We start from the raw sequence: 16,151 nt of genomic DNA on the forward strand, positions 1-16,151 counted from the left end.
AGTAAGCCTAAAAAATGGCAAGTATTGTAACCCGAAACATGCCAATTAGAGAAGATTGGTTGCAACAACTCGCCGATGTAATTACTGATCCGGACGAATTGCTAAGAATTCTGCAGTTAAATGAACATCCTAACCTGCAACAAGGTACTGCTGCGCGTCGTTTATTCCCCTTAAGAGTGCCCCGAGCATTCGTTGCGCGTATGCAACCGGGAAACCCATCAGACCCTTTACTGCTTCAAGTGCTCACCGCGCGGGAAGAGTTTATTGCCGCTCCCGGTTTTACCAACGACCCGCTTGATGAGCAGCGCAGTGTTGTCCCCGGCTTATTGCACAAATACCGCAACCGCGCGCTATTACTGGTTAAGGGCGGCTGTGCCGTTAATTGCCGCTATTGTTTCCGCCGTCATTTCCCTTATCAGGATAACCAAGGCAACAAAGCTAATTGGCGTCAGGCGCTGGACTATGTTCGCCAACATCCTGAACTGGACGAAATCATTTTTTCGGGCGGCGATCCGTTAATGGCAAAAGATAGTGAGCTTAGCTGGCTATTAGATGAAATTGAAAGTATTTCCCACATCAAACGGCTGCGGATTCATACTCGCTTGCCGGTTGTTATCCCCGCACGTATTACCGCGGAGCTATGTCAGCGCCTGAGTGATTCACGATTACAGGTGCTGATGGTGACACATATCAACCACGCCAATGAAATTGACGCGTTATTACGAGACAGTATGGCACAGCTCAAGCGGGCGGGTGTGACGCTACTGAACCAGAGCGTGTTGCTACGTGGGGTCAATGATGATGACGAGGTCTTGGCGACATTAAGTAACGCCTTGTTTGATGCGGGTATCCTGCCCTACTACATCCATGTGCTGGATAAAGTACAAGGTGCGGCTCATTTTATGGTCGATGATGATGAAGCCCGGCAGTTAATGAAAGGGTTACTCAGCCGCGTATCGGGTTATTTGGTACCACGTCTGGCACGAGAAATCGGGGGGCAGCCGAGCAAAACGCCACTGGACCTCCGGTTGATGCAGGATGAATAATCGGCAGAGAAAACAACAAGGGATGCCAAGGCATCCCCCGATTCATTTACCTGCGAGCTTCTGATATCAAGGGCACTTGTAAACTTCGCCGACCATCTTGCTGTCTAGCGGTGCAAAGCTTGATAAGAAGGTTTCGCTCGGGCTGGTTGCGCCATAGATAACATTGCCCCCCATCGCCGCTGCTTTATTGCGTAGGTCATTTGCTGCACCACGCATAGAGCTACTTTCACCACTTGAGATCCAATTGCTCTGAGTACCTGTCACCTGCCCAACCAACTGACATTCACTACCCGGTTTGGTATCGGAGAACTTCACTTGCTCGCCCGCCGAACTCAATTGGTTAGTGGAGCTACAGCCTGCCAGCAACAGCGCTGCTGAAAGACCAAGTAACACTTTAATCCGCATTTTTTTCCCCATTCGAAGTTGAGAATCACGCTAAAGATTACCAGAAAGCACCGCTGCCGCTTAGGCATCCGTTGCCGAAATTATCCAGGTACCCGATGTCGAGACTGATGGCTAATAATGAACAGTTTACACATTAAATCAGCAACGAAGATAATAAAAAGTCCTGTAATCATCACACTGAATGAAATAAAAGCGCTTTTAGCGCGTTTAGTTACGAAATTTGAATCAGAAAAAGCTGAGTATAAAGCACGAACCAGGCAAGGTTATGACAGGAGTGGATGTGTAGCCGGTTTTTATTTCCATAAAAAAAGCGAGCAGGTTACCCCACTCGCTTTAGGTTTATAGCTTAATCAGCAATCAATGAAGCTATAGGGTTGGGGCATTACATCATGCCGCCCATACCACCCATACCACCCATGCCGCCAGCGCCCATATCAGCACCTTTGTCATCACGTGGCAGGTCAGTGATCATGCACTCGGTGGTGATCATCAGGCCAGCAATAGAGGCTGCGTACTGCAGAGCAGAACGAGTCACTTTAGTTGGATCCAGGATACCCATCGCGATCATGTCGCCGTATTCTTCAGTGTAAGCGTTGTAACCGAAGCTATCTTTGCCCGCTTTAACTTTATTTGCGATAACAGAAGCTTCTTCACCGGCGTTAACCACGATCTGACGCAGTGGAGATTCCATCGCACGCAGAGCAACTTTAATACCAACGTTCTGGTCTTCGTTGTCGCCTTTCAGATTAGCCAGAGCATGAGCGGCGCGGATCAGCGCTACACCACCACCAGCAACCACGCCTTCTTCTACCGCAGCACGAGTTGCGTGCAGAGCATCTTCAACGCGCGCTTTTTTCTCTTTCATTTCAACTTCAGTTGCGGCGCCAACTTTGATAACGGCAACGCCGCCAGCCAGTTTAGCGACACGCTCTTGCAGTTTTTCTTTGTCGTAGTCAGAAGTCGCTTCTTCGATTTGAGCACGGATCTGAGCAACACGGCCCTGAATAGTCGCTTCGTCGCCTACGCCATCGATGATGATAGTGGTGTCTTTATTGATAACAACACGTTTCGCCTGACCCAGATCTTCCAGAGTGGTTTTTTCCAGTTCCAGACCGATCTCTTCAGAAATAACGGTACCCGCAGTCAGGGTAGCGATATCTTGCAGCATGGCTTTACGACGATCGCCGAAACCTGGTGCTTTAACAGCGGCAACTTTAACAATACCGCGCATGGTGTTAACCACCAGAGTTGCCAGAGCTTCGCCTTCAACATCTTCAGCAATGATCAGCAGTGGTTTACCCGCTTTCGCTACGGCTTCCAGAACTGGCAGCATTTCGCGGATGTTAGAGATTTTCTTGTCAGCCAGCAGGATGAATGGGCTTTCAAGTTCAATAGAACCAGTTTCTGGTTTATTGATGAAGTAAGGAGAGAGGTAGCCACGGTCGAACTGCATACCTTCTACAACGTCCAGCTCGTCTTGCAGACCTGAACCTTCTTCAACGGTGATAACGCCTTCTTTACCGACTTTTTCCATCGCTTGTGCAATCAGCTCACCCACAGTTGAGTCTGAGTTTGCAGAGATGGTCCCTACCTGAGCAATTGCTTTAGAATCAGAGCAAGGTACAGACAGTTTTTTCAACTCTTCAACCGCAGCGATAACTGCTTTGTCGATACCGCGTTTCAGGTCCATTGGGTTCATGCCGGCCGCAACTGCTTTCAGGCCTTCAGTGATAATGGATTGCGCCAATACAGTTGCAGTAGTGGTACCGTCACCCGCAGCGTCGTTCGCTTTAGAGGCAACTTCTTTAACCATCTGCGCACCCATGTTCTCGAACTTGTCTTCCAGTTCGATCTCACGCGCAACTGAAACACCATCTTTGGTGATAGTTGGAGAGCCGAAAGACTTGTCCAGAACTACGTTACGGCCTTTCGGGCCCAGGGTCACTTTTACTGCATCAGCAAGAATGTTTACGCCGCGTAGCATTTTGATGCGAGCGTCGTTACCGAATTTTACGTCTTTAGCTGCCATTGGTATGATTTCCCTTAACTCGTTCGTTCAGTTCAGAAGATTAGAGAGCGTGAATTACGCTTCAACAATTGCCAGAATGTCGCTTTCGGACATGATCAACACTTCTTCATGGTCGATCTTCTCTGACTTCACGCCGTAACCATCGTTGAAAATAACAATGTCGCCAACTTTCACATCCAACGGCTTGATCTCACCGTTATCCAGGATGCGACCATTGCCGACAGCCAGAACTTCACCACGGGTAGATTTACCCGCTGCAGTGCCAGTCAGAACGATGCCGCCAGCAGATTTGGATTCAACTTCTTTGCGCTTGACGATAACGCGGTCATGCAATGGACGAATTTTCATTGATAGCTCTCCTATTGAGAAGGTCCGTATCAGATTTAGGATTAATATCGGTCTACCTTCACAACCGATACCGTGGCTATCTTAATGGGGGCGACTTCACATCCCTTCAAGGGAGAGGGCAAAAAAAAATTCAGTTTTTTCTTGCCCGCAGGTGGCTCATTTTTGCGCCTCTGCGTTGCCCCATTCAAGAAAGCATTGTGATTTGCTTTATGAATTTATAATTAATAAACAATCAATTAGAATAAAAAGCGATTTACTTATCATCTTTAAAGCGATTATCTGTCGATTTATCATCCTCATCCGGACGATGCTCTACGATGAAGTGATCATCAGTTTTGCGCTGAAACTCGCCGTCAAAGGTATTTCCGCCGCCCATAGGGCCAGAATTATTGTGATTAAAACCGCCAGCACTAAAACCGCCACGATAAATATTCAGATGTGGCATCAATTTTAACGTCAACGATTTTTGAATCGGAGGCAAAAGCAGCAGCAAACCGAGGAAGTCGGTAAAGAAGCCTGGGATCAGCAGTAAGAAACCGGCCAAGACCAGTGATACACTTTTCACCATTTCAGCCGCAGGGCTTTCACCGGCAGCCAGTTTTTGCTGCATCTGCATAAAGGTTTTTATCCCTTGGTTACGCACCAGAGATATCCCCACGCAAGAACTGAAGATCACCAGCAAGAGGGTAACCAGCACACCCAATACGGCGGCAACTTTGATAAATATCGATATTTCTATATATGCCAATAAAAATATCAGCGCTAACGGTAACCAACGCACCGCATTCTCCTTATTCCAATCATTCAGTACCTCTCATCAGGGTAAACCTGCCTGACAGATACCATGAAAACCTTGACCCGGCTGGCGTTAACGCTGTTTTTTCCCTTATTAGCGAATTTCAGCGTCAGCACCCCCTTCAACGAGGGTCGACCCTCATAAAATGGTGGTGGTTGCATCGCTTTTCAAGTTAGGGGGATACTTTTATTACTTATTCGCGCAACTGTGAGAGAAATCACAGATATCAGATCATCTCAATTAATTCCCACCATATAGTGATCCTAGTTCAAGGCTTTTTATCATTAAGCAGCATATGATCCTGTCAGCAATAAGATGAATGGTTAATCTTTCCGCACTTAAGGTTCATGGCGGCATCATATTGCCCACGGCGGCATAATTTAGTTAACAAATACAAAACAAGACAGCACATTAGAGAAGGTTCTCATGTCAAATAACATTCGTATTGAAGAAGACCTGTTAGGTACACGAGAAGTCCCCGCAGAGGCTTACTACGGTGTTCATACCCTGCGTGCGATTGAAAACTTCTATATCAGTAACAGCAAGATCAGTGATGTGCCAGAGTTTGTACGCGGCATGGTCATGGTAAAGAAAGCAGCAGCAATGGCGAACAAAGAGTTGCATACCATTCCTCGCAAAATTGCTGACGTCATTATTCAGGCATGTGATGAAGTCCTGGATAAAGGGAAATGTATGGATCAGTTCCCGGTTGACGTGTTCCAGGGCGGGGCCGGTACCTCTTTAAACATGAATACCAACGAAGTTCTGGCCAATATCGGTCTGGAACTGATGGGGCACCAGAAGGGCGAGTATCAATACCTAAACCCTAATGACCATCTGAACAAATGCCAATCCACCAACGATGCCTACCCAACTGGGTTCCGCATTGCGGTGTATGCTTCCATCATGAAGCTTATTGACGCCATCAATCAGTTAAAAGAAGGCTTCGAAAGAAAATCCAAAGAATTCGAGAAAATCCTGAAAATGGGCCGTACCCAATTGCAGGATGCGGTACCAATGACACTGGGGCAAGAATTCAAAGCCTTTGCGGTGTTATTAAAAGAAGAAACCAAAAACCTGCAACGTACCGCAGAGTTGCTGCTGGAGGTTAACCTCGGTGCAACGGCTATCGGTACTGCACTAAACACACCTGAAGGTTACTCACAGTTAGCGATACAAAAACTGTCTGAAATCAGCGGTCTGCCATGTGTTCCGGCAGAAGACTTGATTGAAGCGACCTCTGACTGTGGTGCTTACGTCATGGTGCACGGCGCACTAAAACGTCTGGCCGTTAAGATGTCAAAAATCTGTAATGACTTGCGTCTGCTCTCCTCTGGCCCACGCACCGGTCTAAATGAAATCAACCTGCCAGAATTGCAGGCCGGCTCTTCTATCATGCCAGCCAAAGTGAATCCGGTTATTCCTGAAGTTGTTAACCAGGTTTGTTTTAAGGTGATTGGTAACGACACTTGCATTACTATGGCAGCCGAAGCAGGTCAGCTTCAGTTGAACGTCATGGAGCCAGTGATTGGGCAGGCAATGTTTGAGTCCATCCACATCCTGACAAATGCGTGTTACAACCTGTTGGAAAAATGCATCAATGGCATCACTGCCAACAAAGAAGTCTGCGAACGCTACGTCTTTAACTCAATCGGTATCGTTACCTATCTGAACCCATTCATTGGTCACCATAATGGTGACATCGTGGGCAAAATTTGTGCGGAAACCGGTAAAAATGTGCGGGAAGTGGTTCTGGAACGCGGCTTATTAACTGAAGCTGAGCTGGACGACATTTTCTCTGTTGAGAACCTGATGCATCCAGCGTATAAAGCGAAACGTTATACCGATGAAAATGAACAATAAAATAATCATCCGGTAGCCCTGTAAGGCACGCATGCTCCTCTGGACAGCGTGCCTTTTTACTTTCGGGCGAATACAACTTTTTAACTTTAATTTTTCATTTGGATCAAGGAGTAAACACTATGATAGCCGTAGAATTAGTCATCGTTCTGCTGGCCATTTTTTTAGGGGCCAGGTTAGGCGGTATCGGTATAGGTTTTGCGGGTGGTATTGGGGTTCTGGTATTGGCGATCATTGGTGTCAAACCCGGTAGCATTCCATTCGATGTTATTTCAATTATCATGGCCGTTATTGCCGCCATCTCTGCAATGCAGGTGGCGGGCGGTATGGATTATCTGGTGCAGCAAACTGAAAAATTACTGCGTAAGAATCCAAAACACATCACTATCCTTGCTCCGCTGGTCACCTATTTTCTGACCATCTTTGCCGGGACAGGTAACATTTCTCTGTCAGCCTTGCCGGTGATTGCAGAAGTGGCGAAAGAACAAGGCATCAAACCTTGCCGCCCACTTTCTACCGCTGTGGTCTCCGCGCAAATCGCCATTACCGCCTCACCTATTTCTGCGGCGGTGGTCTATATGTCTTCCGTCATGGAAGGTCATGGCGTCAGCTACTTACATTTACTGATGATAGTCATCCCATCCACCCTGCTTGCGGTATTTGTGATGTCTCTGATCGTTTCCTGGTGCTTTAACTCCAAACTGTCTGATGACCCTATTTACATCAAGCGTTTGGAAGAAGGTTTGGTCACACTGCGTGGTGACACCGTCAAAGTGATTAAACCACGCGCTAAAACCTCCGTACTGCTGTTCCTGGCCGGTGTATTGTGTGTTGTGGCGTATGCCATCATCAACAGCCCAAGTGTCGGTCTGGTGGCAACACCATTGATGAATACCACTAACGCCATCCTGATCATCATGCTGAGTGTGGCGACCATCACGACGATGGTGTGTTCGGTTGATACCGATTCAATCCTGAACTCCAGCACCTTCAAAGCCGGTATGAGTGCTTGTATTTGTATCCTCGGCGTAGCCTGGTTGGGCGATACCTTTGTACAACACAACCTGGACTGGATTAAAGAAACTGCGGGTAGCTTGATTCAAACTCACTCATGGCTGCTGGCTGTTATCTTCTTCTTCTGTTCAGCACTGCTTTACTCTCAGGCTGCAACTGCCAAGGCATTGATGCCAATGGCAATGGCACTGAACGTTTCACCACTGGCGGCAATTGCTTCTTTCGCAGCGGTTTCTGGTCTGTTCATTCTGCCAACCTACCCAACACTGGTAGCCGCAGTTCAAATGGATGATACCGGCACCACGCGTATTGGTCGTTTCGTGTTTAACCATCCGTTCTTTATCCCAGGCACCATCGGGGTTGCACTGGCCGTGTGCTTCGGCTTCGTGATGGGCGGTCTGGTTCTGTAATCTATCAGCTGTAAATGGGGCGTGCGATGCGCCCCATTCTCATTTGCGAGATCCATCGCATCTATCCCACTGTTACACAAATCATCTTCTGACCCACATCTACTCGCGTTATAGTACCCACTTCGTCATATAAGCCGCGCGACCTACGAGGTTAAGATGTCTGATTGTGATACGAATAATTGTGATGAGAATATTTGTGATGCAATGACTTGTGATGCAATTGTGGTATTGTGCACTGCCCCTGATGAAGCCAGCGCGCAGGATTTAGCCGCGCAGGTTTTAGGTGAAAAACTGGCTGCTTGCGCCACCTTGTTACCCGGTGCGACCTCAATTTACTACTGGGAAGGTAAGCTCCAGCAAGAGTATGAAGTCCAGCTTCTGTTCAAGAGCAATACCCGTCATCAGCAGGCACTTCTCAGCTATATCAAACAACATCACCCCTACCAAACACCAGAATTACTGGTGCTGCCGGTACGGGACGGAGATAAAGATTACCTGTCATGGCTCAACGCTTCATTACTCTGATTCTGCTGCTGTGCAGCATGTTACTCGCGCCGCACAGCGCACAGGCTTCGCTGTTTGGTGACAACTCATCTTTTGGCCCAAAAAGTAGTCAGAGCCGGTTTATTCCTGTCGATCAAGCGTTTGCCTTTGATTTTCGCCAACAAGGTGACCAGCTCACCCTGAGTTGGCAGATTCATCCAGACTATTATTTGTATCGCCAGCAAATCAAAATCGTGCCGAATAATGCCACTCTTGGGGCATTTACCTTGCCGGAAGGCATTGCTCATCATGATGAGTTCTATGGTGAAGTGGCGATATTCAAGCAACAGCTAACCCTGAAAATCCCTATTACACAAGCCGGTGAGCAGGCCAGTGTCAGTGTGACTTATCAGGGCTGCGCCGAAGCTGGCTTCTGCTATCCGCCAGAAACACGGGTGGTTCCACTTTCCGCCATTACTGCCAGTTCATCCACGGCGACGGTGACTGACACTATTTCACCTGCGACAAACAATGCCACTCCCGTTGCGGCTGAATTACCTTTTTCACCGCTGTGGGCGCTGCTTATTGGCATAGGTATCGCCTTTACTCCTTGTGTATTACCGATGTATCCGCTGATTTCAGCCATTATTCTCGGGCGTGAAAAACCTCACAGCCAGCGGCGAATATTGTTGTTGGCGATAGTGTATGTGCAAGGGATGGCGCTGACTTACACCCTACTCGGTCTGGTGGTTGCGGCGGCGGGTTTACAATTTCAGGCCGCGCTGCAACACCCTTATGTGTTGATTGGGCTATCTGCGCTGTTTGTGCTGCTGGCGTTATCCATGTTTGGCCTCTATTCACTGCAATTGCCGTCGTCACTGCAAACCAGGCTGGTGCAGTGGAGCAGCAGCCAACGGGGCGGTTCATTGGCCGGTGTTTTTGCTATGGGCGCACTGGCGGGCCTCATTTGTTCGCCGTGCACCACAGCGCCGCTCAGCGCCATTCTGCTGTATATCGCCCAAAGCGGTAATATGTTGGCTGGCGGCGGAACACTCTATTTATATGCCTTAGGGATGGGTATCCCGCTGGTGATTGTGACCCTGTTTGGCAACAAACTGCTCCCGCGCAGTGGCCCATGGATGCAGTACGTCAAAGAGGCATTCGGCTTTGTCATTCTGGCGCTACCCGTGTTTTTACTGGAACGGGTTTTAGGGGATGTCTGGGGCTTACGTTTATGGAGTTTGCTGGCCATCGCCTTCTTCGGCTGGGCATTTATATTAAGCCTAAAAGCTCACTCCGGCTGGGCTCGTGCCTTCCAGTTGTTATTACTGGCAGCTTTGCTAATTGCCGCCCGTCCGCTACAAGACTGGGCGTTCGGCAGCCCCACACAACAGAGTGAAGTTAAACATTTAGCATTTAAACAAGTGGCCGATTTACCCCAGTTACAAGCGGCGTTAGCGCAAGCTAAGGGTAAGCCGGTGATGTTGGATTTGTACGCTGACTGGTGTGTCGCTTGTAAAGAGTTTGAGAAATACACCTTCAGTGATGAACAGGTTCAGCGCCAACTAGCAGATACGGTGTTACTTCAAGCCGATGTGACAGCGAACAGTGCAGAACATGCCGCGCTATTGAAAGAGTTGAATGTGCTAGGTTTACCGACCATCCTGTTTTTCGATGCGCAAGGGAATGAAATTCCCGCAGCCAGAGTGACCGGTTTTATGAATGCGAGTGGATTCCTGCTGCATCTACAGAACCTCCCGCGCTAATCGTTAACTGATTGATATCCCGACGGTGGATGAGCATATAGTCCGGCTCATCCACTCGTATTTTCAACTTGCCCCGCCGCCATACCTATTGCCAATGTGGCAGCAATGTTGCGCGCCGCCCTAAACACATTGTCTGCGGCATTATCCAACGCCTGATCCAGAGTGCAAATAGTGTCAATGACACTGAAAACGGCATCCAGCCCGTGTTCATACACCACATCGACATCGTCAGTCAGGCTACCGGCGATCCCAATCACCGGTTTGTTATAACGCTTAGCCACTCTGGCTACACCAACAGGCACTTTGCCATGAATGGTTTGGCTATCCATCCGCCCTTCGCCCGTAATCACAAAAGTCGCATCTCGCACTAAAGCATCCAAACCCAGAGCATCCGTCACGATATCAATACCAGGGCTTAGGGTCGCGCCACAAAAAGCCAACAATGCCGCACCTAAGCCCCCGGCGGCCCCCGCGCCCTCAACCTGATCAACATCGATCCCCAGATGGCGCTTAATCACATCAGCGTAATGCCGCAACCCCTCATCCAGTTGGACAATCATCGCAGGAGTCGCGCCTTTCTGCCGACCAAAAACAGCAGAAGCCCCTGCACTGCCGGTGAGTGGGTTGGTGACATCACAAGCTACCTCGATTCGGCACGACTTGATACGTGGGTCAAGCTCTGAAATATCAATCCGATCCAACTCAGCCAGCTTACCGCCGCCAAAACCAATCTGCTTCCCATGCTTATCCAGCAGTTTGACTCCCAGTGCCTGCACCATCCCTGCGCCACCATCATTGGTCGCGCTACCTCCGATGCCAATAATGATATGTTTCACGCCCTGATTAAGCGCCTTACCAATCAATTCACCAGTACCGTAAGAGGTAGTTTTCAATGGATTACGCAAGGGAGGTGGAACAAGTTCGAGTCCACTGGCGGCAGCCATTTCAATAAAAGCGCACTTCTCATCACCGGATACCCCATAAAAGGCGTCCACCTCGTCCCCTAATGGGCCGGTCACATTGGCCTTAATCATCCGGCCAGCCGTAGCTGCAACCATAGCTTCTACCGTGCCCTCGCCACCATCGGCAACCGGCAACTTGATATATTCTGCATCAGGAAATTGAGTACGAAAGCCCGCTTCAATTTGTACGGCAACTTCCAGCGCGGATAAACTTTCTTTATAAGAGTCTGGAGCAATGACTATTTTCATAAATGATTCAATCTCATAAGCTATCCATACCACTCAAGACAGCGGGATGTTTATTAGTATAGCCCTGTAACCCGGTGGCAAGCTGATGCACTAGAAAATGCGCCCTGCTTCACAGACTGCGGGATAGCAAAAACTATGCTCTCACCTTGCCGTTATAGCTTTGGCAGGAAACTAAGTAATAAAGAGTTAGAAAAATCGAGCGGGAGTAGTGATAAGGTACAGGGGTCACTGGCAGAAAGTGCCAATACATTTATTTGTGCGATAAGCAGTGGAAGACCATGCTTGCCAGTAATCAGTTAGAGGAGAGCAATGTGCAACGCGAACAAGTTTTAAGCAGCGCGCTTAATCTGTTAGAACAGAAAGGGCTGGCAAATACCACGCTGGAGATGCTGGCAAAAGAGGTCTCAGTCGAAGTCAGTGATCTGGCTCGTTTCTGGCCGGATCGCGAAGCATTGCTGTATGATTGCCTGCGCTACCATGGACAACAAATTGATACCTGGCGGCGTCAATTGCAGCTAAATGAAACATTAAAGCCGGAACAAAAGCTACTGGCGCGCTACCAAACGCTCAGTGAACAAGTGCAAAACCAGCGCTATCCCGGCTGCCTGTTTATTGCGGCGTGCAGTTTCTATCCTGATGATGACCACCCTATCCACCAATTGGCAGAGCAGCAAAAAGAAGCCTCACTGCTCTATACGCTGGAATTGCTGAGAGAAATGGAGGCTGATGATGCCGAGATGGTCGCCCAACAGATGGAGCTGATTTTGGAAGGTTGCCTGAGTAAGCTGTTAGTTAAGCGCCAATTACAGGATGTTGAAGTGGCCAAACGCCTGGCCGAAGATGTATTGGAAGTCGCGCTATGTCGTAAATATGGGGCACTAAGTTAAGGCTAAGTTAGGTTAAATTTCAGAACAATTTATGCGTTTTTTTCCATTTTTGCCTGAAAAGAAAGCGATCAATACGGTTTTAGGGGTTTTACGCGATAAATTCGTTGACGATCAGCGGCCAATACGGTTTAATGCGCCCCGTTGCCCGGATAGCTCAGTCGGTAGAGCAGGGGATTGAAAATCCCCGTGTCCTTGGTTCGATTCCGAGTCCGGGCACCATATTTAAAGAAACCAGCTTAACGGCTGGTTTTTTGCTTTCTGGCGTTTGGATGCTCTCGAATAGCGACAAAAGCCCCCCTTTATCAAGGAGGGCTGTGGTGAGATTATAAGGCGTTAGTGAAAGTACGGGAGATAACATCCTGCTGCTGCTCGGATGTTAGGGCATTAAAGCGAACTGCGTAGCCAGAAACGCGGATAGTGAGGTTCGGATAGTTCTCTGGATGAGCGATAGCATCCAGCAACATGTCGCGGTTCATCACATTAATATTGAGATGCTGCCCACCCTCCATCGCCTCATCATGGTGAAAATATCCATCCAACAAGCCAACGAGATTATTATTACGTACAGCTGAGTCCTTGCCCAATGCCGCAGGGACAATCGAGAAGGTGTACGAAATCCCGTCTTTGGCATATTTGAACGGCAGCTTACTGACCGAGGTGAGTGAGGCTATCGCCCCTTTGCGATCACGGCCATGCATCGGGTTGGCCCCAGGCGCAAACGGCATGCCGCTGCGTCGCCCATCCGGCGTATTACCGGTCTTCTGGCCATAAACCACGTTAGAAGTGATAGTCAGTATTGACTGGGTCGGTACCGCATGACGATAAGTCGGCAGCTTGCTGATTTTCTTCATAAAGCGCTCAACCAGATCGCAGGCAATCGCGTCGACACGCTCATCGTTGTTTCCATACTGCGGATATTCGCCTTCAATCGCAAAATCAATGGCCAGCCCGTCAGTATCACGGATAGGTTTAACCTTGGCGTACTTAATTGCCGAGAGTGAATCCGCCGCCACCGAAAGCCCTGCAATACCGCACGCCATAGTACGATAAACATCGCGATCGTGTAGTGCCATCAGCGAAGCTTCGTAACTGTATTTATCGTGCATGTAATGAATCAGGTTCAGGGCACTGATGTATTGCACCGCCAACCAGTCCATAAATACATCAAGGCTAACCATTACCCGCTCATAATCCAGGACCTCATCAGTCATTGGCGCGCATTTCGGGCCAACCTGGATTTTGAGTTTTTCGTCCACGCCACCATTGATGCAATACAACAACGTTTTGGCCAGATTGGCGCGTGCGCCAAAGAACTGCATCTGCTTACCAAGCACCATTGGGCTGACACAACAGGCAATAGCATAATCATCACTATTAAAGTCAGGGCGCATCAGGTCATCATTCTCGTACTGCAACGAAGATGTCTGGATAGAAACATTGGCCGCGTAGCTCTTAAATGCCGCCGGCAGAGCCTCCGACCATAAAATGGTCAAGTTAGGCTCCGGTGCCGGGCCCATAGTGTCCAATGTATGAAGATAACGGAACGTATTTTTGGTAACCAAAGTGCGACCATCCAACCCCATTCCGCCGAGGACTTCGGTCGCCCAAATCGGGTCACCGGAGAACAATGAATCAAACTCAGGAGTCCGTAGGAAACGCACCATGCGGATCTTCATGATAAAGTGATCGACAAGCTCCTGAGCCTCCTGCTCATCCAGCAAGCCACTCGCCAAATCGCGTTCGATATATATATCAAGGAAAGTCGCGGTTCGACCTAATGACATCGCGCCACCATTTTGCGATTTTACCGCCGCCAGATAACCAAAATAGAGCCACTGAATCGCTTCGCGGGCATTTTGGGCTGGGCTAGAAATATCAAAACCATAACGCGCGGCCATCGTTTTAATCTGCAATAACGCGTGGCGATGCTCGGCCAGCTCTTCACGCAGGCGGATGACGCTTTCCAACTCAATACCCTTCTCAAGCTGCGGCTGTAAATCAGCGAACTGCAACTCACGTTCACGCACCAGATAGTCAATGCCGTAAAGAGCAATACGTCGGTAATCACCGATAATACGCCCGCGCCCGTAGCCATCAGGCAAACCAGTTAAAATGCCAGATTTACGGCATTTCAGCATCTCGGGAGAATAAACATCAAACACACCCTGATTATGGGTTTTTCGTAAATCTGTGAAGATGTATTTGAAGTCATCGTTCATCTCACGGCCATAGGCGTCAAAGGCACTTTGCACCATATTGATGCCACCGAAAGGATGCAACGCGCGTTTCAGCGGCTTATCGGTCTGTAGCCCAACGATTTTCTCCAAGCCTTGCTCGATATAACCCGCATCATGCGCCGTAATAGTGGTGGCAATATCATCATCAAAATCTACCGGGGCATGGGTGGCATTCTCCTGACGGATACCCTCCATAACCTGTTCCCATAGTTTTTGAGTAGCAGGCGTTGCCTCAGATAAAAACGACTCATTACCTTCATATGGCTGATAATTTTTCTGGATAAAATCCCTAACATTAATTTCGTCGCGCCAGTCGTTTCCGCTAAATCCCAGCCAGGCATCTGCATATTTCTTATTACTGATATCTACATCAATCTTCATGAACAAACTCCAATAAACAAGATAAAGGGATCACTTGATGGATCAGGCCGTTAAAAAACAGCCTCAGGAACCACCGTGCCCTGTTGTGCATAGCCAAGACGAATAGCATCGAGCGCAATCATTTTTTCTTCATTAGTGGGTATCACTGCGGCGGTAACTCGTGAACGTGCTGTGGTGATGATCTGGGATGATCCATGCTGCAACCGCTTATTTTTGGCGTGATCAATATCAATACCAAAAACAGCCAGATGCTCTAGTGTTAACTGCCGTATCAATGATGAGTTTTCGCCGATCCCCCCAGTAAAAATCAGAGCATCGAATCGGCGTAGCGAACTCACATGCCCGCCGATGTGCCGCGCCAACCGGTGTACAAAAGTATTTATCGCCAGACGTGCACCTTCATGTCCCTCGTGATAGGCGTTTTCCAGCACGCGCATATCTGCGGATAGACCGGAGATCCCCAGTAACCCGGACTCTTTATTCACCATATGGTCCAGGTCTTCCAGACTTTGACCGGTTTGACGCGCCAGGTAGGCCAATGCACCATAGTCGACATCACCACTGCGAGTTCCCATAATCAACCCCTCCAGTGGTGTCATGCCCATTGATGTATCAACACTTTTACCATCCTGAACGGCACAGAGAGACGCACCATTCCCCAGATGAGCGATAATCAAGCCGCAATCGCTGCCGTCAAATCCGAGAAAACTCGCCGCTTCCCCAACCACATAACGATAAGAGGTGCCATGAAATCCATAGCGCCGTACCCCTTGTTCGCGAAAATAGCGGTAAGGCAGTGCGTAGAGATAAGCCTCTGGTTTTAAGGTTTGATGAAAGCCAGTATCAAATACCGCCACTTGCTTGATGCCAGGGAATAACTGACGTGCAGCCTCGACGCCGTGTAAATTGGCGTAGTTATGCAGCGGGGCCAGCGGCGAAACTTTTTTGATTTCCTCAACCACCCGGTCATCAATCAATACCGACTCACTGAATATTTCGCCACCATGAGCAATACGGTGACCAATAAGTGAAATTGATTTACTCAAACCACGTTTCTCTAATTCATCGGCAATAGCAGCCAATGCGTCAGAATAATTCCATTTAGCCAATTGAAATTGTGTGACTCTATCAACCCGCAAAAAAGGCTTTTCAGTGCCGATACCATCGGCAATCCCAGAGATTACCGCTTCGCAATTGTCGGCTGTCAGCACTGAAAATTTAATGGATGATGAACCACAGTTAATAACCAAAACTGTAGGATTTAATGTCATGTGATTA

At 48.6% G+C, this 16,151-nt stretch carries 14 protein-coding genes and 1 tRNA gene; 8 read left to right on the forward strand and 7 right to left on the reverse strand.

The window, feature by feature from the left end:
• The first annotated feature begins 14 nt into the window (after positions 1 to 14).
• Positions 15 to 1,046, forward strand: coding sequence for an EF-P beta-lysylation protein EpmB (gene epmB / locus QSV56_RS18735; RefSeq protein ID WP_046051723.1), 1,032 nt, complete (start codon positions 15 to 17; stop codon positions 1,044 to 1,046).
• A gap of 66 nt (positions 1,047 to 1,112) precedes the next feature.
• Here epmB and QSV56_RS18740 read toward each other — a convergent pair whose 3' ends face one another.
• Positions 1,113 to 1,451: a DUF4156 domain-containing protein gene (locus tag QSV56_RS18740; protein ID WP_005175566.1), complete on the reverse strand. Its 339-nt coding sequence runs from the start codon at positions 1,449 to 1,451 to the stop codon at positions 1,113 to 1,115.
• A gap of 117 nt (positions 1,452 to 1,568) precedes the next feature.
• Between QSV56_RS18740 and QSV56_RS18745 the strand changes: the two genes are divergently transcribed.
• Complete coding sequence (locus QSV56_RS18745; protein ID WP_019084268.1) at positions 1,569 to 1,796, forward strand: hypothetical protein; 228 nt, start codon at positions 1,569 to 1,571, stop codon at positions 1,794 to 1,796.
• A gap of 37 nt (positions 1,797 to 1,833) precedes the next feature.
• Here the strand turns inward: QSV56_RS18745 and groL are convergent, their stop codons facing one another.
• From groL to QSV56_RS18760, 3 genes are all read right to left on the reverse strand, one after another.
• Complete coding sequence (groL, locus tag QSV56_RS18750) at positions 1,834 to 3,480, reverse strand: chaperonin GroEL (protein WP_019080728.1); 1,647 nt, start codon at positions 3,478 to 3,480, stop codon at positions 1,834 to 1,836.
• Between the two features lie 54 nt (positions 3,481 to 3,534).
• Positions 3,535 to 3,828 (reverse strand): co-chaperone GroES, encoded by a 294-nt coding sequence (locus tag QSV56_RS18755; RefSeq protein WP_004391824.1) that lies wholly within the window; start codon positions 3,826 to 3,828, stop codon positions 3,535 to 3,537.
• 253 nt (positions 3,829 to 4,081) lie between these two features.
• A complete protein-coding gene (locus QSV56_RS18760; protein WP_019080729.1) occupies positions 4,082 to 4,609 on the reverse strand; it encodes an FxsA family protein in 528 nt (175 codons plus the stop codon).
• Between the two features lie 441 nt (positions 4,610 to 5,050).
• Here QSV56_RS18760 and aspA point away from each other — a divergent pair, with 441 nt between their 5' ends.
• The 4 genes from aspA to QSV56_RS18780 all read left to right on the forward strand — a co-directional run bounded on the left by aspA (position 5,051) and on the right by QSV56_RS18780 (position 10,157).
• Complete coding sequence (gene aspA, locus QSV56_RS18765) at positions 5,051 to 6,487, forward strand: aspartate ammonia-lyase (protein WP_005175569.1); 1,437 nt, start codon at positions 5,051 to 5,053, stop codon at positions 6,485 to 6,487.
• 119 nt (positions 6,488 to 6,606) lie between these two features.
• Positions 6,607 to 7,908 (forward strand): anaerobic C4-dicarboxylate transporter, encoded by a 1,302-nt coding sequence (locus QSV56_RS18770; protein WP_005156507.1) that lies wholly within the window; start codon positions 6,607 to 6,609, stop codon positions 7,906 to 7,908.
• A 204-nt stretch (positions 7,909 to 8,112) separates the two neighbouring features.
• Positions 8,113 to 8,433 carry a divalent cation tolerance protein CutA gene (gene cutA, locus QSV56_RS18775; protein WP_032900961.1) on the forward strand — a complete coding sequence of 107 codons (321 nt, stop codon included), beginning with the start codon at positions 8,113 to 8,115 and terminating at the stop codon, positions 8,431 to 8,433.
• Positions 8,409 to 10,157 (forward strand): protein-disulfide reductase DsbD, encoded by a 1,749-nt coding sequence (locus QSV56_RS18780; protein WP_301213266.1) that lies wholly within the window; start codon positions 8,409 to 8,411, stop codon positions 10,155 to 10,157. The genes cutA and QSV56_RS18780 overlap by 25 nt, the downstream gene beginning before the upstream one ends.
• A gap of 47 nt (positions 10,158 to 10,204) precedes the next feature.
• Here the strand turns inward: QSV56_RS18780 and QSV56_RS18785 are convergent, their stop codons facing one another.
• Positions 10,205 to 11,368, reverse strand: coding sequence for a glycerate kinase (locus tag QSV56_RS18785; RefSeq protein WP_263700067.1), 1,164 nt, complete (start codon positions 11,366 to 11,368; stop codon positions 10,205 to 10,207).
• 311 nt (positions 11,369 to 11,679) lie between these two features.
• On the opposite strand from QSV56_RS18785, the gene QSV56_RS18790 reads away from it, so the two are divergent.
• Positions 11,680 to 12,255 carry a transcriptional regulator gene (locus QSV56_RS18790; protein ID WP_026017989.1) on the forward strand — a complete coding sequence of 192 codons (576 nt, stop codon included), beginning with the start codon at positions 11,680 to 11,682 and terminating at the stop codon, positions 12,253 to 12,255.
• 143 nt (positions 12,256 to 12,398) lie between these two features.
• Positions 12,399 to 12,474, forward strand: a tRNA-Phe gene (locus tag QSV56_RS18795).
• Positions 12,475 to 12,578: 104 nt separating this feature from the next.
• Here the strand turns inward: QSV56_RS18795 and pflB are convergent.
• A complete protein-coding gene (gene pflB / locus QSV56_RS18800; protein ID WP_019080734.1) occupies positions 12,579 to 14,873 on the reverse strand; it encodes a formate C-acetyltransferase in 2,295 nt (764 codons plus the stop codon).
• 50 nt (positions 14,874 to 14,923) lie between these two features.
• A complete protein-coding gene (gene tdcD, locus QSV56_RS18805) occupies positions 14,924 to 16,144 on the reverse strand; it encodes a propionate kinase (RefSeq protein ID WP_050121417.1) in 1,221 nt (406 codons plus the stop codon).
• Positions 16,145 to 16,151: the final 7 nt, after the last annotated feature.

Source organism: Yersinia sp. 22-579 (genome assembly GCF_030433455.1).
Classification (GTDB): Bacteria; Pseudomonadota; Gammaproteobacteria; order Enterobacterales; family Enterobacteriaceae; genus Yersinia; species Yersinia enterocolitica.